The organism is Paraburkholderia sp. BR10937 (genome assembly GCF_040965695.1).
GTDB lineage: Bacteria > Pseudomonadota > Gammaproteobacteria > Burkholderiales > Burkholderiaceae > Paraburkholderia.
Genome location: NZ_JBFRCL010000068.1, coordinates 12954 through 31775 on the forward strand (window position 1 = coordinate 12954; position 18822 = coordinate 31775).

13 protein-coding genes and 1 pseudogene are annotated in these 18822 nt (G+C 59.3%); 4 read left to right on the forward strand and 10 right to left on the reverse strand.

Going from position 1 to position 18822, the window contains the following annotated elements; all coding sequences use genetic code 11:
• Positions 1-244 precede the first annotated feature (244 nt).
• The 4 genes from AB4Y44_RS36145 to AB4Y44_RS36160 all read right to left on the reverse strand — a co-directional run bounded on the left by AB4Y44_RS36145 (position 245) and on the right by AB4Y44_RS36160 (position 8039).
• Positions 245-3505: a trypsin-like peptidase domain-containing protein gene (locus tag AB4Y44_RS36145; RefSeq protein WP_368702201.1), complete on the reverse strand. Its 3261-nt coding sequence runs from the start codon at positions 3503-3505 to the stop codon at positions 245-247.
• 21 nt (positions 3506-3526) lie between these two features.
• Positions 3527-5236, reverse strand: coding sequence for a hypothetical protein (locus tag AB4Y44_RS36150; protein WP_368702202.1), 1710 nt, complete (start codon positions 5234-5236; stop codon positions 3527-3529).
• A 579-nt stretch (positions 5237-5815) separates the two neighbouring features.
• Entirely contained in the window at positions 5816-7276 is a 1461-nt protein-coding gene (locus tag AB4Y44_RS36155; protein ID WP_368702203.1) for a hypothetical protein, read from the reverse strand.
• Between the two features lie 43 nt (positions 7277-7319).
• Positions 7320-8039 (reverse strand): hypothetical protein, encoded by a 720-nt coding sequence (locus AB4Y44_RS36160; protein WP_368702204.1) that lies wholly within the window; start codon positions 8037-8039, stop codon positions 7320-7322.
• Between the two features lie 560 nt (positions 8040-8599).
• Between AB4Y44_RS36160 and AB4Y44_RS36165 the strand changes: the two genes are divergently transcribed.
• Together AB4Y44_RS36165 and AB4Y44_RS36170 are read left to right on the forward strand one after the other, a co-directional pair.
• Positions 8600-9085, forward strand: coding sequence for a hypothetical protein (locus AB4Y44_RS36165; RefSeq protein ID WP_368702205.1), 486 nt, complete (start codon positions 8600-8602; stop codon positions 9083-9085).
• A 161-nt stretch (positions 9086-9246) separates the two neighbouring features.
• Positions 9247-9420: pseudogene (locus AB4Y44_RS36170) on the forward strand (Tn3 family transposase); the annotation flags it as partial.
• A gap of 507 nt (positions 9421-9927) precedes the next feature.
• Here the strand turns inward: AB4Y44_RS36170 and AB4Y44_RS36175 are convergent.
• The 3 genes from AB4Y44_RS36175 to AB4Y44_RS36185 are packed head-to-tail and all read right to left on the reverse strand — an operon-like array spanning position 9928 to position 13348.
• On the reverse strand, positions 9928-10830 hold the full coding sequence (locus AB4Y44_RS36175) for a plasmid partitioning protein RepB C-terminal domain-containing protein (protein ID WP_368702206.1): 903 nt from the start codon (positions 10828-10830) through the stop codon (positions 9928-9930).
• Positions 10827-11729 carry a ParB/RepB/Spo0J family partition protein gene (locus AB4Y44_RS36180; RefSeq protein ID WP_368702207.1) on the reverse strand — a complete coding sequence of 301 codons (903 nt, stop codon included), beginning with the start codon at positions 11727-11729 and terminating at the stop codon, positions 10827-10829. The genes AB4Y44_RS36175 and AB4Y44_RS36180 overlap by 4 nt, the downstream gene beginning before the upstream one ends.
• Positions 11726-13348: a recombinase family protein gene (locus AB4Y44_RS36185; RefSeq protein WP_368702208.1), complete on the reverse strand. Its 1623-nt coding sequence runs from the start codon at positions 13346-13348 to the stop codon at positions 11726-11728. The genes AB4Y44_RS36180 and AB4Y44_RS36185 overlap by 4 nt, the downstream gene beginning before the upstream one ends.
• A gap of 69 nt (positions 13349-13417) precedes the next feature.
• Here AB4Y44_RS36185 and AB4Y44_RS36190 point away from each other — a divergent pair, with 69 nt between their 5' ends.
• Together AB4Y44_RS36190 and AB4Y44_RS36195 are read left to right on the forward strand one after the other, a co-directional pair.
• The gene (locus AB4Y44_RS36190) at positions 13418-13771 is read left to right on the forward strand and encodes a hypothetical protein (protein ID WP_342924170.1); all 354 of its coding nucleotides are present in this window, start codon (positions 13418-13420) and stop codon (positions 13769-13771) included.
• Between the two features lie 367 nt (positions 13772-14138).
• Positions 14139-14576, forward strand: coding sequence for an SET domain-containing protein-lysine N-methyltransferase (locus tag AB4Y44_RS36195; RefSeq protein WP_342924169.1), 438 nt, complete (start codon positions 14139-14141; stop codon positions 14574-14576).
• Positions 14577-15204: 628 nt separating this feature from the next.
• Here AB4Y44_RS36195 and AB4Y44_RS36200 read toward each other — a convergent pair.
• Genes AB4Y44_RS36200 through AB4Y44_RS36210 form a run of 3 tightly spaced genes read right to left on the reverse strand, consistent with a single transcriptional unit; the run spans position 15205 to position 18803 of the window.
• Entirely contained in the window at positions 15205-16179 is a 975-nt protein-coding gene (locus AB4Y44_RS36200; protein ID WP_342924168.1) for an isoaspartyl peptidase/L-asparaginase, read from the reverse strand.
• 23 nt (positions 16180-16202) lie between these two features.
• Complete coding sequence (locus tag AB4Y44_RS36205) at positions 16203-17771, reverse strand: peptide MFS transporter (RefSeq protein ID WP_368702209.1); 1569 nt, start codon at positions 17769-17771, stop codon at positions 16203-16205.
• 57 nt (positions 17772-17828) lie between these two features.
• Positions 17829-18803 carry a MurR/RpiR family transcriptional regulator gene (locus AB4Y44_RS36210; protein ID WP_342924166.1) on the reverse strand — a complete coding sequence of 325 codons (975 nt, stop codon included), beginning with the start codon at positions 18801-18803 and terminating at the stop codon, positions 17829-17831.
• Positions 18804-18822: the final 19 nt, after the last annotated feature.

Sequence of the window (18822 nt, forward strand, 5' to 3'; positions counted from 1 at the left end):
CGGCGGGCGCACGGCTGCGGAGCCAGCGGGCTGTATGCCGTGACCCGTTCGATCTTAAGGAAGATATCCCGACGGAATGCGCAACAATTCATGGCGAGCTCCCACCGTCACTGCTTCTGGATCTGTCTTATATCTGCGTCAACAACCTGAGCGCCGAACTTAGTGAAGCGATGCGGACAACGCTTGCTTGCCGATGGCAAATACGAATCCCACTAACTCTCGTGCGACCGCTAGCGTCGATTTTCTACACAGCAAGCGTCCTCGGCTGGATTTGCTGAACGGTGATCGAAGGTCCATTGCCCTGCAGGTCCGTGACCGTGTATATGGCGCTTACGCTCAGTTCCACCGTGCTCGCGATCTCCAGAATTCCTGTCGTGAGCGGCAAGGCCTGCGCAGGAGGAGCCCCGAGGAGCAGTTCGGCGAGCCTGCAGCAATCGTCCATTGTCGCGTGGTGTGCGGGCAGCAAAAGCGTCTCGAGCGTGGCGGCCGCGCTGAACTGCGGCTCCCGTCCCTTGACCGCGCCGGCAAGAACCAGCGGAATCACCCGCTTGACGACCGGAGCGGCTTTGTCCTGCCAGTTGTGAATGTTGATTTCGGTCGAATAATGCCCAGGACGCACCGGAGCGCATCCACAGCAATCGTCGTGCTGCTCGCCGCACAGGAATTCGACGCTGTACATGAATAACCGGAAGTTGCTGGACGTGACGACGACAGGGTCGCGTCCTGGTTGCACGATACCGATCTGCGGGGGTTCGAGCAGCCCGGGATCCATGCAGACGTCGACCTGATAAGAGCCGTCGCCGCGATCGGTCACGGGACCCGAGAGTGTGCCGCCGGGTTGCGCGGCGACCGTGAAGCCATCTGTCCTTCCCGGCCCGAGGAGATTGCCGTACTTGTCGCGTGGCGTGAACACCATGCGCGCGCACGAATGCCCATCCGCTCCCGGAGGCAGATCCGTCGTGGTGGCGGTCGTCTTGTCCGGATCGATGCCGACCTCGACGTGGATCGACCACGTCAGCTCGCGCATGCCCATGCAGTCGTCGCCATAGGTCGCCTTCGCGTGAAACGTGTAGTTGCCTTCCGCCTTCAGAAAGTCGACCAGTGGCTTGCCGAACGTCGCCGTGGCTTCGAAAGCGCCGTCGGTGTTCGAAGAGTCGTTCGCGAGATCGAACGTGGTGTCGACGTAAGTGACGACCGGCTTGCCGCTGGACTGCTCGATCGCCTGCAGTGTCGCCTGGCGAGGCGCAATGCCGTCTGCGTCGACCGCGCCCGCGGGTGCGAGACCCGCCTGGCTGATGACGTTGCCGACGCTCGTGTCGGGATACGAGACGGTCATCGACGCGCTCATGCCGTCGGGCCAGCCACCGTCGTCGTAGCGAATGAGCACCATTGGGTTAATCGTGTCGCCTGTGTAGTAGCGCGGCTTTTCGCGGAAGCGGCGCATGCTCGGCCCGCCGCTCGGGATGATGTTGACGAAGTAGCGCAGCGCCGGTGCGGGCGGCGGAAACTCGCCTCCCCCACCAGGTCTTACAACGTTGACACTCCAGAGCCCGTCTCGCTCGCCGCCAATTGGGAGCGGAACCCGCAGGAACGTCCAGGTTCTGCCCGACGCTGTCTCGGTCGTCGGCGCATTGATTGTGATCACCGCGCCGCCTGGCGTCGTGACTTCCGCGTATAGGCTCCCGCCCGCGTTGTCCCAACCCGCCACGACGGTGATGGCCTCTTCTCCACAAATGCGAAATGGCAGCGCCGTGCCGGCCGCCTGATTTGCCGGCAAATCGAATTCGGGGTCCATCAGGATGCCGTATTCGAATATGTTGCCAAACGCGGCAGCGTAAAACTTCTCCAATGACAATCCACCGCTCGCGCGCGTGTACAGGCCGCCATGCGATGCGGCGAGCGCCTGAAGCAACGCGCCGTCGAGATTCGATTCGCTGCCGAAGCCGATTGCGTGAACGGTCGTGCCGGCAAGCAAGCCATCGACGTCCGCAATCATGGGCGGCTGGTTCTGCAGCCCGTCTGTCATCAACAGGATTGCCTTCGGATTGGGCCCGCCCGCACCGGACAATTGTCCCTGCGCGGCGCCGAGCCCCCCACCGATGCTAGTCATCCCGTCGGGGACCAAGCCGGGCAACAGGCCCGCAATGTAGGGCGGCGGGCCAATCAGCGCGGCCTTGGACGCCGGTGTGACATCGCTGATCGCGAAGTCGACCGGCGAACTGGCCGAGGTGCTGAATGAAACCAGACCGAGGCGATTGCCGGCATCGGACTTCACGAGTTGAACGAATAACGACAGCGCGTCGCGGGCCGCATCGATCTTGGGCCGACCCGTGCCGTCGTCGAGCGACATGCTGCCGGAGCGGTCGAACACCAGCATGACGTCACGTGTGACCGGCGGGGGCGGCGACGGAGCGACAAGCTGCAGCATCGTCGCGATTGGGAAGTAGTTCAGCAGGCTGCCCGAGCAGGGCGTGCCATTCGACAGAATGCCGACGATCCGTCCGGCGGCATCGAACAGCCCGGAGCCAGAACTACCGCCCGAAACATGGAAGTTGGTGAGAACATTGATTGCCGATGCGCTGCTGTTGACGATCGTGTCGAATCCCTGGCCATGGGGTATCGACAGCTTTTTCACGGCACCGTTTGGATGGTGCACGCCAAATATCTGCTCACCGGCGCCGGGAAGATCCGGGCGCATCTGGATGACCGGAATCCCCGCGGGCGCTTCGGCCAACTGCAGCAGGCTGTAGTCGCCGGTCGAATCATAGCGGTGCGCGAGCACCGCCTTCACCTTGTAAAAGCGCGGATTGTATCCGGCCGGCCGGCTTCCGTCGCACTGAGTCTGGTAGTCGAAGGTGATCGAGCCGTTCAGCGCTTCCGCGGGCGTGTGGCAGTGCCCCGCCGTGATGACCTTGTCCGTGTCGACGAGGGTGACCGAACAGGTCGAGAGTTGCTGAATGCCCGTAAAGTCGCTCGCCTCGACGGACAGGATCATCCCAACGCTGCGCGAGACCCGCGCACGGACATCCGTGGAAGGCGCTGCACACGCGGCATTTTCCCAGTTGGGCGGGTTCGCACAATACCAGAAGGGATCGTAGGTCGGCTCCTCATACGCGGGCGGCTGATAAAACGGATCGCAGTTCGAAAAACTGGGATGCCCCGATTCGCCCTGGTGCCGCTCGCCGCGACCATACTGGTCGAGTTGTACGCTGCCAGTACCGGGGCCCGCCGCGACATACGTGATCTGAACGCCCGCCGGGAAGGCATAGACATTGACCGGCCGGGTCCAGAAAGACGGCCCGTCGGCGGCCGTGAATCGGTCGACATCGTAGCCAAGATTGATCTGCAGTTCATCGCCGGGCTGGAAGTTGAGGTTCTGGAAATGCAGCACCAGATACTTCGTGCCTCCCGGAGCGGGTGACGCCGGCGGATTGAACACCGTGACGCCAGGGCCAATGATGAGCGGTGCGCCAAGGACCTGAACCGTTCCAGTAATATGCGACACGGCCGTTCTCCTGAAAAGCGCCTATCGGCGAGCACTAACCTGTTTGACGTCGATCGAAACGCGACGGTCCGCCGTCAATCCCGACGAGGTATAGACGGCCGTGACCGAAACATCGGCGCTTGCCGTGATCTCGAGCACACCGGCGCTAATGGGCAGGGAGGTGGGTGGTGCGGCACCCAGCAATCGGGCCGCGATCCGGCAGCAGTCATCCATCGTCGAGGACTGTGCAGGCAGCACGATCCGATCTTCTGCAAGCGCGCTCGCGGTGCGTGGCTCCCTCCCGATCGCGGCGCCGGACAACACGACAGGTACGAACCGCTTGACGATTTCCACGGGTTTGAGCGAATAGTTGTGGATCGCGATCGAGGTAGCATATCCGCCCTTCTGCTCAGGCGAACATTCGCAGCCGCAGCCGGTTACTTCCCCGCAGACGAAGTCGACCGTATAGACAAACCGGCACGCCGGCGCCGTTATCCTGACTGCCTTCCTTGCGACAGTCTTGCCGTTCGCCACGACATCAAGGGTTCCTGTCGCGACCTGGTCCTGCGCTGGGCAAGCCGTACCTGTGAATCTCACCTCGAAGCTCAGCACGTGACGCTCGTCGCCGGCAAGCGGACCATATCCCGCAGGCGGATCAATCAGCGTCACGAGAGGCGCAATCCCTGACGATGGAACGAGCTTCACGTTTTGTATCGATCCGACCGCGGCTTTCACGAGTGCGATGATCTGTTTGACGATATTTCCCACATTGATGCCCACGGCAAGCACACCACCCGTTGCGCTCGTCAAGCGGGTAGCCTGTCCTTGCGTACCGCCCGGCGCACCGCATTGTGCCAGGTAGCCCGTGGCGCCGGCGGTCGGATCGTCGTCAAGGCCCGGCGTCGCGGTCGAAATGGCAAGTACGACAATGCCCTCTTTGACAAGGCGCGCGGTGACGCTTGCCTCCGTCACAGTAGGCCCACCGGACACATCACTGCAGATCGGATCGTGACTGGGCGCGTCCCCGAACCAGACGATGATGCGCTTGCTCCCCGCGCGCCAGCCGATACCGGCGCCTGGCGGCGTGGCAAGGCTGTTGAGCGCAAACAGCGCCGCTTCGGGCGAGTCGCCGCCGCCGTTCGCAGACCAGCCGTTGATGCCTGCCGTAACCGAAGCGGCAACATTGGTCAGACTGACCTGATGCTGAAAACCGTAGGGGTCGCCGGTTGCAAAATCCTTATAGTTCCCGACGCCGAACATCAGATCGGACCCGAGCGCATTGAGCGACGCGAGGACGTTGTTCGCACCGACCTGGACCGCGGACAGAATCGAATCCATCGACCCGGTCGTGTCCGCGAGAAAATAAATGTCCGCCTTGCCCGGACCGGCGTTCTTTGGGATCGTGACCGTCAGCGTTTCATCGAACGTTTCGCCGGGGTCCAGCAGCAGGACGTTTGTGTCGGGAGCAATCGTGATGGGCGCCATGGCTGGTATGGCCGGCGAACCCAAGACCGGCCGCTCAAAACCTCGCTCGAGAGCCAGACTGGATTCGAGCACGTGGCCGTGGTCGTCGATCAAGATCGTACAAGCGGGACCGTTACCCTTGTCAGCATCAACCAGCTTGAATCTGTAGATTGGCTTTCCCGTCTCGGAATGTCGAGCTTCTGCCATGTCGACCACTAGCGGCTCATGAAGACGATGCTTCTTTGCCGCATGGGCGGCGGCCTTCTCGGCGTGAGACTTGATAGGCATGGCTTGACCTCCGCCGTTACAGACACAGCGAGCTGTCCACCCGCTACTCGAGAGATTCTGTCGGCCCGTAACCGTTTTCGATACACCAAGGCAGCCAGAAATCGCTGACCGGCAATGGTGAAAATATCAACAGGAAAATTAACTTTCTATTTTTCCTTATAAGTCAATTTCTGATGTTATCCAGTTGAGTCTTGAGTCGGAAATCATTGATGCGTGACACGCGATAGACACATGATGACGTCTGCGATCATTCTCACTACCCCGATTAAAGATCAACTTAAATACGTTTCATAATTCTAAATTATTAAATGCATTGAAGACATAAGATAGGTGATTTTTTCTTTATTTCAAGAACAATGCAGGTCTGTCTGCCGACGGCTCCCGACCGTTTCCACACGTGCGCTTCCCGGTCGATCGACATGCAGCCCATCGGGAAAGTCACTGATCCTTCTTTAAATCGACATATTGGATTAATGTCTTTCTATTTTGATATAAATTCTCATTCAGAGTTTTGACCATGCTCGATTATAATGCGGAATAGATATTCCATGGATATTGTAAAGCGAAGCGCTGCATGCATCAGTGCCCTATTTGCGTTGGCACCTCGCGATCGATGAACTCGCGAGGGATTTCTTTCTCTATCGTCTCTGTGTGAGACGCGACCTTCCTTGCCCCAGGAAACTGTTGGCCAGGTTCGACCCGTTCAGCCATAAGCAGCCATTCACCGAAGTCACGTTCGAGTTGATCCATCGGCTTGCCCGTTACTTTCTCTACGATCTGGAGGGCTTGCTTGTCGGCGGAAACATACTGATCCGGCATCGTCCGATCCCGCATCGCATCGAATAGTGTCGCCAGCTTGCCTTGCTGTTGCAGCCATATCGTGAAGTAGCGCGCCCCGGCAAGGATATATGCCTGCTGATCCATATCGAGGTGAGGAAAATCCCCGGCGGCGAACGTTGGCTCATCGGCAAACCACGGAGACGTGATCACCACCGACAGGGGAACGGCGGAGCCCATTTCGCGCCCTGCTCTCAGCACCTTGCCGCGCCAGTTGGGTGCGCCGTAGTATCGTCCGTCCACGACCGTCGACGTTTCGTAGAGTCCCGCCATCCCTTCGTCGAGGAACTGCGGAATATCGCCAAAGCTCGAGTGCGCGGCGAGGTGAAAGAGTTCGTGAAGCACCGTGCCCGTAGCGGTTCCGGTCAACTCACACACCACCGACAAGTCGTTCTGGAAGGCATAGCCCAATGTCGTCGGAGGCGCGGATATTCCATGCAACGCGCTCGCAATCTTGACCATTGCTTTCGGTTCCGGCACCAAATAAACCGTAATGACCGAATCGGGCATTCGAATGCCATATTCGTCTTGAAGGTAAGTCAGGAAATGTTCGAGGCGCGCCGAGATCTGCGCTAGCTGCGATGCAGTATGTTGCGGCGAGAGGCTGGCGATAACGAAGCGGCCGGAAGCATACACGACCGTGGCGCCAGGAACGCGCTGTGCCGTCGCGGCGCGGGCATCTTCGAGCCTGGCGCGTGGAAATATGCGCTTAGCGTACTCCTCGGCGGGCAACGGTCTCGTGACGTGCAAGGGCGGCGCGTCGAGACCGCTGCCATCGTGCTGGCCCGCCACATAGTAGATCTTCCCCTCGACGTGCGACGTAGCCGGGCCTGCGGCGAGAATCTGCACCATTTGCGGCTTGTCCCTCACCCCGTGAATACAGAGATCGCGCTCGCTCCTGAACTTTCCGTGCTGGTCCTCGGGCATGGACTCGAATCGATATGCCCAATCGAGAAGGCTCGCCCCCGACGGCTCCTTTCCCGGTAGCCGACACCAGCTCGTACCAAGCCAGTAATCGACCTCATATAGCCGTGCATACGGTTGCGAAATTCGATAGCGGGACAAACGCTCGCTCGCAATCGCATACTGCGCGTTGCGCCACGCGTTGAAGCCCTCGACGTAATCCGCATCCTGCTGACTCTGACCGAGCGCGGCAGCGGGCAATACGGCGAGAAGCGAGAGGATCAACTGACTCAAACGCATCTTTTCACCCTCCATATCCGGAGTGGCTCACATCAACCACGTGTCACTCGCTCTTGGTGGCCTCTTGTTTCATCCGTTTGATTACGTCGGGCGGTAACGCCGGAAGCACTGTCTTCTCGGCGGTCTTTTCTTTCGCGCCGGGCGGCATGGGTTGGGGCGCAGGCAAGGAACCGTTCTCCGCGGAGAGCGGCACCATCGCGTACGATGGAAGATAGACTGCGCTGTCGCTCGACTCCACCGTCGCCGGCAAATAGATTGCGAACGCGATGAGCCCGCTTCCGAAAAAAGCGAGAGCGACGCCGGGCGACGATGTGATCAGTGTCCATTTCGCACTGCTCATATCACCTGATACGGTGACGTCTTCCCGGAGCTTACCCAAAATGAAGATGCACCCGGAGAACACCAGCACCATGCCAGTCAGAAAACCCATGAGCCGGGTCCACACGCGTGCCTGAACCACGACGCTGTTTTGCTGGTAGCGGCGCTTCATTGCCATTTCTTCCAGCAGCGCGCGAACGTACCAGTCTCGGTACTCCTGTGTCTGTGCCACCTCAACGCCTGGTTGCAGACGCTTGAGCTCCTCTCGTAGTTCCATTTTGGGTGGGTCGAAGAACTGCTGGAGGCGATCGTATTGCCATAGGCACGCCACGAAAAATACCGCGCCGAGAGCTATCAACGAACCGGCCATGAGCGGCAGGAGCTTTGTTTGCCAGCGCAACAGATCCTTATCGCCTCGATGCTTCGAGGTATCCGAGGTGTCCATCGCTCCACCTTCCAGAGAAGCCGCTTGTATTTAGTATAGTCATGCGGTAGGAGAAGCAATTGCTTAAAAGGGACGTTTGCCTGAAGCGGCCCGGGTTTAGAGCCGCTTATGTGGACGCTTCTCTGATTGCAAGCTGAACCGAACCGGAGATTTATAAGTTTCAACGTTTGGTGACTGTTTACCTATTTGCAATGTCAACGGCTCTGGTGGTAACCGTTCTCCGCGGTATGTGCGCTTGGCCACACAACGACCTAAAAACCACTTCGGCCCAGGTTGCGAATTTAAATCGTTATTGAAGTCATTGAAGTGTGAAAACGAGGCACCAGAAAGTTGCCTCTCCGATCGGTGTTGTTGCACAAATCGGCCGGCTGATCGATGCGCGCTGACGTTTACGCGCAACAGTTCGAGCCGAGGCCCTATTAACACTTCGGGTTACTGGACACGTTCAATGCAGACCTGAAGCCGGTGCTGCCGCGAAAGCCGCCGCTCATGTCAATACGCCGCCCACTGCGCATTTTGATGTACTCGGACGTTCGTTCCTGACTATCGTCCACAATCGTGTGGTCTGCGCGGACCACCCGCTTAACGGCAAGCCCGACGAGACGATTGCCACGCGTATCGAACTCGATATCGAAGGAAATCAACGCCAAGTACGCGACGAACGAAAACTTCCTGACGTAGACGGCCTGGATGGCCAGTCACTTGATGACCAGCACCAGGGTGTCTATCATCTTGTAAGTGCACGATATGACTTCACCGACGACTGGCCTCGTCATGAGACGGTGCAAGATCAGCCAATCAAGCTGGTCATAACGAGGGCACATTTGCCGTATGTCTTTCAGAGCTTTGCGAAGCCCAAGGCTGGCGTGGTCCTTTGGGCAAAGCCTAACGTTTACCTGACAGAAGACGATATCATCCGTGCGCCTCAGGTGACCATCGCGCCTGTTGCCGGGGACTCTGACAGTTGGGAAATTACTATTCCGCCGGCAGATGCGCCGTCGGAGGATGCGTATGTGCTCCTTAACTACGGTGTATCGGCGGGCTGACTGATGACGTGAAAGTGCGTGTATCGGGGGACCAGTAGTTTTATGAGTTTTATGCTTCCTAGCGAAGTCGCGCCTGCCAAGCTCTCATGGTGAGCCTCCGCGAAGTCCCGTCTTCTTCCGAGTCACCCCGACTGACGCCGGCGTAAGCGCACGACGTAAGTGTCGCCGCCTACGGCGTGATCGCGGACGCGCGTGGGCAGGCGGTGTATGAATGAGGCGTTCACATCGGACCTTTGTTTAGGAGCATCTCTCTGATCGACTATTTCACAAACGCTGCGTTCAGGACTAAGTTGCAGCATGTGTTGAACCGCGGTGAATCCGTACACAATGTTCAACCGCGGATCGGCGCTTGGGAGTTGGTCGGCGCGTGACCGGAAGGCTCGGTGCGCATACGTATGCGGAGCCGCAGCCAGTCTTGAAGCAGAGCGCTCGAGTTTCCTCCAGAAATCGACGCTCGGCATCACTATAAAGATAAGTATTCTTGTATTGACGGTAGTCTATGCGCCCTTGCTTGTCGCGCTCGCCGACGTTGCACTCGGCGAACTTGTCACGCGCAGGGCTATGGCAGCGGCGGAACCTCAGGGCTAGTCAGTGGCCGTTCATCCTGATGTCTCAGTAGAGGCACAGGTGAAGGTCTCTGCGTGGCCGAGAGCACCGTTTCGACGAGTCCCCATAGACCGAACGTTGAAATCGTCGAAGGCAGCTTTTGGGCTATTGCCGTGAACGAGTAAAGTCAACCATCATGCGGCATCTGTAGACGTACGCACGTTGCCATTTGGGTGACTCACTTTCGCGCGAAAAGAGACATGGTTGCCTGGGTCGGGGGACGACGTCACGCAGAATCACGCGGCCGCGACAATCTGCTGCCTATCGAGAGCGATCGTTGCAACTAGCGCCTCGAACTCTGCCAGGAGATCCGGATGATTTTGACGCAGGTACTGCCTTGCTGGCTTGTTCTTCAGCACCTTGTCCAGATATCCCTTGGCCAGGACAAGGTGCAGGACGTCTTGCCCGTAGGTCTGCTCGACCAGTTTGTATTGCGTCTGCAGATTGCTCATCTCCCGCTCCATCCTGACTGCCTGCTGCGCACTAATTCCTTGCATCCTTTTTGGCTTTAGCCCATCAACCAGCGCGCTTGCGGGCGTGGCGACCAGAAGCGCCTCAGCGTATCGATGCGTCAACTTGTTTGCCGCTATCATCAACTCGACACACTCGACCTGTCGCATGGGCTTCATCCGCCTGAGCGCGCGCGCAAAGGCTGGAGAGAACTGCCGGTTTGCCAGGAGTTCCGTCGCTTCCTTGCACAGCCCGTCGAGAATCGAAAGTTTCTGCTGAACTGTGGCGACGTCCATTGCGAGTGCCTTTGCGACCCGTTCCGGCGGTGAGCCTCGGGCAATCACACGTTGAATCATGTAGTGTTCCTGGATCGTCGAGACTCCATTTCGTCTGTTGTTGTACGTATATGTCTCGTCGTCGGTAGCAATCAAGCATTCAGCCTCATTTTTTCCAATACCCTTCAAGGCGAGAGCACGGAGATGTCCGTCCAAAATAACGTACTGCCCCACTGCCTTGTCAGCCGGCATCACCGACAGGGGCTCAATGAGTCCTACCTCTCTGATAGACGACTCGATCTTCCTGAATTTTCCAGTTCCGCAAATGTTCGCGGGATATCTCCGTGATGGCAGCAAGCAGTCTAGCGACACAGACAGAGGCTCCGGGATGAAAGCCAACGTCACGCCTGTCATATTGCACCCCCACTGGACCAGACGCGATCCGCCAGGTATCTTGGCAATGTCGCCAGGTCCTCGGCGCGAAGCAGATTCACGAAGTTTTCGTCAGACAGCAACTGACGTAGTGCGCTCACAATGAATATCAGCCGCTGCTGCGTGAATTCCGCTTTCGGGATCATGGCTTTCTGACGCTCAACTTCATTCTGGTACGCGCGTACCAGGCTTGATGCGGTCACGTCTACGCTCTTCTTCGAAGTTCCACGTTTGTCCGTTCGACCAAGAATCCTTCTACGCTCAATGACACGTCTAGCTTCCAGCAACGGCCGTCCTCGTAACCGCCCCGATTCATAGGCATCCTGAAGCGCCGATTCGATTGCCGTATCGTCGTCGCCGGCACCGGCAATCGCGAGGGCTGCACTCAACGGGATGCGGCCTATCTCCACGGCGACGAGCAGTCGCTCCTCGCCATGGCGAAAAAGGTGCAGGATTCCCTGAATGTAATCCTGTGTCAGCCCGGTTTTCTCCGAAATCGCGTGTGAGGAATACCCCTGCTCGTACAGTCGCCGTATCCCTCCCAGTCGTTCAAGTGGACGGGGCGAGCGGCGGGCAATGTTCTCGACCAAACTCATGATGAACGCGTCTTCGTCATTCACATCGACGATCAGCGCAGGAATGACGGTTTCCCCCAGTCGCTGATATGCCCTGATACGACCTTCGCCGCATACAAGCAGATATTTCTCTGTACCGTCGCGGGTTGCGCGAGGGGTCACCTTGATCGGTTTTTTGAGGCCGATGGCTCGGATGTTGTCGACGATTTCTTCGAAGACACGACTGTCGCGCTCCCTTGAGTTGATGATTTCAATACTGTCGATCGGGATCATTCGGATCGCGCTCTTTCCCCGCACGCCATTCATGCCGCTCTCCTGAGGCGTGCCCGCTCAGCCATCCCGTAGAGGTAGTCCAGCGTGTCGAAGCGATAGCTCTCAAATTCGATCGGGTTATGCTCGGCGAGGTGAATGCGCGGCTGGGTAAAATCGAGACGGGGCAACAGGTAGTAGTCGAGCAACGCGCTATTGCCCGAGTTGAGCCTCGCAGCGACCGTAATATCAGGCAACAGGCTGGTATCGAATCTCACCTTCCAGTGATTTCGCCCACTTTCATGAGATTGGCAACGAGCGAGCGCAATAGAAACCGTGAATTCATCGTTCACGTTCAGTATGTCAGTGCCCGGATCCCGGGCCACTGCACCGCCAAGGTCGGCGATAGCCCGCTCCGTATCTGCCACAACCTGTGGATGAAGTTGTCGAAGAAATCTGTTCGCCTCAATGTATTGATAGTCACGGCCGGGTGTGAATCCAACCGTCTGGTAAGCTCGTATCAGGCTTCCGAATCGATAGGCATAGACGGCTGATGACGGCATCCCCTCCGTTTCATCTATCACGACGCCGGACAGAAAACCGCGATTGCGATACAGGTTACGAAGCCGATCGATCAACTCATCATTTGTGTAACGGCGGGCCCGAGCCCGTATGATGCCCTGCGCGGTATAGAACACCTCACTTGAAATAACCGGCTGAAATGCGCCGTCTTTTCTGACCCATATTCCGGGCGGGTTATTGACGCGTAGCCGTTTGAGTTTGAACGAAATCCGGTTGTACACGTTATTGCCGATGTACTTTTCGTTCGTCAGCACTTCCCTTATGCTCGAACGCGACCACTCGCGATCGAAGTTGGTCCGGACATTCATCGCATTGAGGCGTGCGGCGATTTCCCGCTCGCTCAAGGATTCGTCGATAAACCAGCTATAGATCAGATTGACAATACGTATCTCGCTTTCGGGACCGGGCACAAGGATAACGCGTTCGGTTTGCAAACTCTTGCGATCGCCGCGATGCAGTTCACGTTGCAGTACGCCGCTCTGGTCCACCAACTGGCGGCGTAACCCATAGCCGGCACCTCCTCCCTGCCGGAAACCGAGCTCAATCAATCGACATTGTCCAGCAAAGACTTTTGCTGACAGTTCCCGGCTATACTCACCGGCCATCGCACGTTTGACCCCTTTGACGATAGTGGAAATCGGCGAGCCATCATTGTCGAATTGCTCGGCGCAATACGCGACCTCGATACCGGACCGCCGGCATATGTATTCGTAGTACGCACTTTCATCGGCGTCCTGGAAGCGCCCCCAGCGGCTTACGTCGTACACCAGGATGACCTGAAAATCCGCTCGACGGTGCTCAACATCCGCGATGAGCTTTTGCAGGGCTGGACGACCATCGATACTCAAGCCACTTCGCCCTTCGTCGGCATACGTACGAACGATCTGCAACCCGCGGCGGGTGGCGTACTCAAGAATCCTGTCACGCTGGTTTTGGGTCGAATACTGTTGATGCTCTGTCGACATACGCACGTAGGCAGCCGCGCGACCGCGGCTGCTCTGAACTCCGGGGGGCGAATCCAGCGTCTGGGCTGTTCGATCCACATCAAGCTCCCGTGAATCGCGAACGGTACCCGGCCTGAGTTCCCTGTCCATGAAAACCAGGGGCTCCAACGGCACCATTGCGCACCTCATTCAGGAAATATAGTTACGGAGGCACGAAAAATGTTGCCGACGATACGCAACAGTTTGCGTCAAGGGGCCTGCCAGATTCACACCGAATATCCTCGTGTGATTGCGACGGCGTTGAAGGAAGAACCTGGAGATGCGCGCCGCGCGATCAAAACGCTAACGCGGTGGACCGGAGCCAGTGAGAGGACTGTACAGAACTGGCTGTCTGCGGTGCGCGGCCCGAGCGGGCCGGACATGATTGCGCTTGCGCAGCATTCAAGCGCAGTACACAACGCCTACCTCATCATGGCGGGAAGAAGTGCCGATCCGACGGCTGAGATTGGCGCAACAGTCCTGCTTCTGCGCGAAGCGTTGGTGCTGTTGACGTCCGGCCGCCAGAATGGGTGAGTAAGGAAGTTCCCTCAGGTTGCAAACAGACCAAGGTTGGTGCGCCGCGCCAACCTCGCGAAGGTGCGTGAACTGCTGCACATCGCGGCAGTGGTCAGCACCTCCTCTGAAGAGACTGTCGTCGAACCTCGGCCGGCCTTCATCGACCGGCACTGCGGCGTACCGATGGTCATCATCGATATCCTCACGCGGTCCGCGCCGATTCGCGCACCACCCGCGAGCCGGGGTGAGGCTCACGACAACGCATCGGCTGGTGAACGCCTGCCTCCCCCTTTCGCGCAAAAATTCCCGCACCGCGCGCCGCCTGTCCCACCAGAGACATTTTTCGCGGCCTATACTTCGCGTCCTTTCCCTCTCGCCGGTACCCATGAAACGCGTCACTGTCAGGCAATCCATCATCCATGGAAAAGGCGTATTCGCATTGCGACCGCTGGTGGCCGGCGAACGCATCTTCGAATACAAGGGATTCGTGACCACCTGGAAGGAAGCTGCGCGGTTCCACAGGTGGCGCGGGGAAGCAGGCCACACGTTCCTGTTCGGGCTTTCCGATGGCCGGGTGATTGACGGTGCGCGCGGAGGCAACGGGGCGCGCTGGCTGAACCATGCCTGCGTGGCGAACTGCGAGGCGATCGAGGAAGGTGAGCGCGTCTTTATTGACGCTGCGAGGGACATCGCGCCCGGCGAAGAGCTGTTCATCGACTACGCGCTGGAGGTCGCGCCCGGAAGCGACCAAGCGACGCTCGATGGGTATGCCTGTCACTGCGGCAACCATCATTGCCGCGGAACCATGCTCGACCTTGCTTGAGGCGTCCCCGCCTTGTCGCCCTGCCACGCGTCATCCGGCGCTCCGCCACGGGGCCGCCGATCGTGGCGCGCGTTGATCGCGCCGGCAGGATGCTAACCTGGCCGGGCCGGCATCCAGCCGCCGCCGTTCACCTGGACGTCCGGCATGTGGACCAGGCAACGCGTTGGCGACCAGCGTCGCGGCAGGCGCCCGCCAACCTGATGTCTGCGAACACCGTTAAGACCGCCAGGTGGCAAGCGCAGGCGTGCCGCTGAAGTCAGGCGCATGAAGGCTGGGGGCTGGACGTGATAATCAGGTATATCGCGGCTACGCGCTCGGTCGCCTTATCGATAGGCCAACGTCGAAATGCCGATATCTGCCAACTCCTGCCGTTCCTTGCTCCTTATGAACGGACATTCAAACGGCGGATCGCCCTTCGCAAGCGGCCGCTGGAGTGCAGGCGCATATGACGGCGAACATTCGCGACCAGTTCATGGTTCGCCAGCTCGCCGACGTGACGGGCATAAGCGCACGCAATTTCGGCGGTCCAGGCTCGTTGCTCCGACTATGGCGATCGCAAGTGCACCGATTTCATCCGAACGGCTCTCAGGCGAAGGCCTTTGTCTTTGGCATTGTGAAGTGCCGTCAACTACCGATAGATATCGACGTACCGCTTGCCATCGCTCTGAACAACGCCGCGATACATCCCGTCGGTGTTAAACGGCATCGATACATGCCCCTCGACATCGACGGCAATGAGCCCTCCCGTGCCGCGTTGCTGCGGGATCGCCTCGTTTATGACCGCGCGCGCAGCCTCATCGACTGTTGCATGACCGTACTTCATTCGCGCTGCGACGTCATGGGCCGCGACAGCGCGGATAAACGCTTCTCCCGTTCCCGTCGTGGACACGGCCACGCGCGCGTCCGCAAACGTGCCGCATCCGATCAGCGGGGAATCGCCGATTCGTCCGTGGCGCTTGTTGGTCAAGCCACCGGTGGACGTCGCCGCGGCCAGATGACCCAGCGCATCGAGCGCGACGGCACCGACCGTGCCAAACTTGTGCTCGCCATTGATGAGTCCGCACGCGTCGCAAGGATCATGTTTGCGAAGCAATGCCGTGCCGTCGTGATCAAGCAATTCGCGTCCGGTATCGCGCACGGCGAGCCACTGCTGCCAGCGAAAGTCGGTATAGAAGTATTCGGGGCTCTCGAGAGCCAGGCCTTCGTCGGCGGCGAATTGCTCAGCCCCCGCTCCCGAGAGCAATACGTGTGTGGACCGATCCATCACGCGCTGTGCCGCGGTGACGGGATTCTTGATGCGAGACACGCCAGCCACCGCGCCTGCGCGCCCGGTATGGCCTTCCATGATGGCCGCGTCCATTTCGTGCGTGCCCGCATGCGTGAACACGGAGCCGCGCCCTGCGTTGAAAAGCGGGTAATTCTCCAGCGCGACGACGGCGGCAACAACAGCCTCGACGCTCGATCCACCGCCTTTAAGAATCTGATGGCCTGCGTCGAGCGCTTCTTCGAGTGCTGCCCGATGAGCGGCTTCCTGTTCCGCCGACATGACGCCGCGCTGCAGCGTTCCGGCGCCGCCATGGATTGCCAGGATGTACTGTGCCATTTCACTCCTCCTGCCGTATTCGATCAATGCGCGTGAGCCACGGCTTGGGGCGATTCCTCGCCGACGAGCTTTCTCATCATCGGCATCAAGAGGAACAGCAGCGCAGACACGGCGATGAGCCCCGCGGCGATGCCCCCATAGAGCAATGTCAGCCGTGCCGGGACAGGCAAGTAAAAGCCCGCAAGATAACCGGCCAGCTTGTAGCCGAATGAGCTTCCGAAGAACCAGAGTCCCATCATCAATCCAACCAGCTTCACCGGTGCGAGCTTCGTGACGAGGTTCAAGCCGACAGGGCTCAAGCACAGCTCGCCAAACACTTCGAACAGGAACAGACCGGCAAGCCAGAGCGGATTGATCCTGGCGCCGGCATAAAGCGACGAGGCCATGATCGCAAACCCGGCATAGCCAACACCGATCAACAGCGGCGCCAGCGCGAGCTTAGCGAGGCTCGAGGGTTGACGAGGGCCGAGCCGCGCCCAGAGCGCCGCGAACACCGGTGCGAGCATGATCACGTACAAGGCGGTCAGCGACTGGAACCACGCTGCCGGCACGAGGAAGCTGCCGATATTTCGCTGCACCAGTTCCTTGGCAAAGAGACTCAGACTCGAGCCTTTCTGTTCGTATGCGGCCCAGAAAGCGATCGTCACGACGAAATAGATGCCCATTACGGCGAGGCGCTTCCACTCGGCAATTGTCAGTTGTTCCTGCAGACCCATTACAACGACGAGAACGAGCGCATCGAAGGCCAGCAGGAACGGAAGCACGTTCTGCCAGTTGCTTCCGGCGAGCAGCGTGCCGATGACGGTGAAGACGCCGAGCGAGATATAGATCGTCGTGCGCAGCCGACTGCCTTGCTGCTTCTGTGTCGCCGGTACAGGCTTTGTCACGTACCGATTGCCGACATGCTCGAGACGGCCTCTTTGCCGCCAGAAAACGATAAGACCGATCAGCATGCCGACGCCTGCCGCTGCGAAACCGAAGTGCCAGCTATTGACCGGATCGATGCCGAATGAGCGCAGCAAATTCCTGAATGGCTCAGCTTCCGCAAGAAAGCCGCAGACAAGCGGCGCGAGGAATGCCCCGATGTTGATGCCCATGTAGAAGATCGAAAACCCGCTGTCGCGGCGCTCGTCATCTTGTGGGTAGAGGCCGCCCACGAGTGCGCTCACATTTGGCTTGAGCAGACCCGTGCCGCATGCAACGAGCACGAGTCCGGCGAAGAACGTCGGGACCGCCGGTATGGCCATGGTGAAGTGACCGCATGCGATGATGATGCCGCCGATCAACACCGCCCGACGCGTGCCGAGCCACTGGTCGGCGATGATGCCGCCGGGAAGCGCGAGCAGAAACGCGGCCATTGAGTACGTACCGTAGATCGCCGTCGCATGGGGCGTGTCGTAGCCGAGGCCGCCGAGCCCAGGAGCCGCAACCATGTACAGCACGAGAATGGCTCTCATGCCGTAGAAGCTGAATCGTTCCCACATCTCGGTGAAGAACAGCGTGGTGAGCCCGCGCGGATGCCCTGCAAGCCCCGTCGTGTCCCTGAGTTGCTGGACCGATGAACCGGCAGCGCTATCGGAGGTAGTGGTCATATTGCGTCTCCTCTGCTTCTCGACTTGCTGAGACAATTGAAGGCGGCCAACGCAAAGTCACGATCGGTTGCGAATTCTGCGAGGCCCGCCAGCACCGCCATCGCCACCCTTTCGGCTGATGCCCCTGGTCTTGCTGCTGCGCCTCGTGCCCGCTTCGGCTTTCGCCTGCGTCGACGATGTGGTGTCGAACACGAGGTACGGCAGAACCGTTTGCGACAAAGTGGCCGCCATGGCTTTTGTCTGCGGTGTTGCTTTCAGCACTTCTGATGTCAATGTTTCGATGAGCGCCACCATGGCCACTGCACTTGACGACAGCACCCGATGCTCAGCCGGAGCCAGCAACACCGTGTCGGCCGTAGCGGCGAGAGGCGCGGTCGGGTTGTCGGTCAGGGCGGCGACGAAAGCGCCGCGTTCGCGGGCGAATCGCGCAAGTTCGACCGTGTCGCGCGAATAGCGAGGCAGAGAGATCGCGATCAACGTGTCGCCTGTGCCAATGTGCGCCATGTGTCGCGCGGCTTGCTCGCTGCCGCCTCCAGCCGCGGCCCAGATGACGCGCCGGTGGTACGGCATCAACGTGTCCGCCAATAGTCCGGTCAAATAGGTGCTCAGGCCTAGCCCGAGACAATACACAGAGTTGCTCGAAACGATGCGCGTCACCGTCTGGGCCAATCGCTCTTGTTGCAGCGACGAATCCATCGCGACAAGGTTGCGTTGGTGATCTGCCAGCCATGCGCCGATTCCTTCCTGGGCCGTCGGCGCTTCCAGTTTCTCCACCGGTTGCAGCGCTTGCCGCACGACTGCGGCAAGTTCCGCCTTCAGCTCGGAAAACCCGCGATATCCGGCGTGCCTGGCGAACCGGTTGACGCTGGCAGCGGAGCCTCCACACGCTTCGGCGACTTCCTCGATCGTGCGCGTCGCGGCGTCGAGCGAATGAGAGGCAAGCCATCGCGCGACGGGCTTCAACGCCGCCGACGCCGTTGCGGATGCATAGTGGATGCGCTCGATCACGCCGGGCAGTTCGGTTTCGCTCACAGGCAGGAATGGGTCGTCC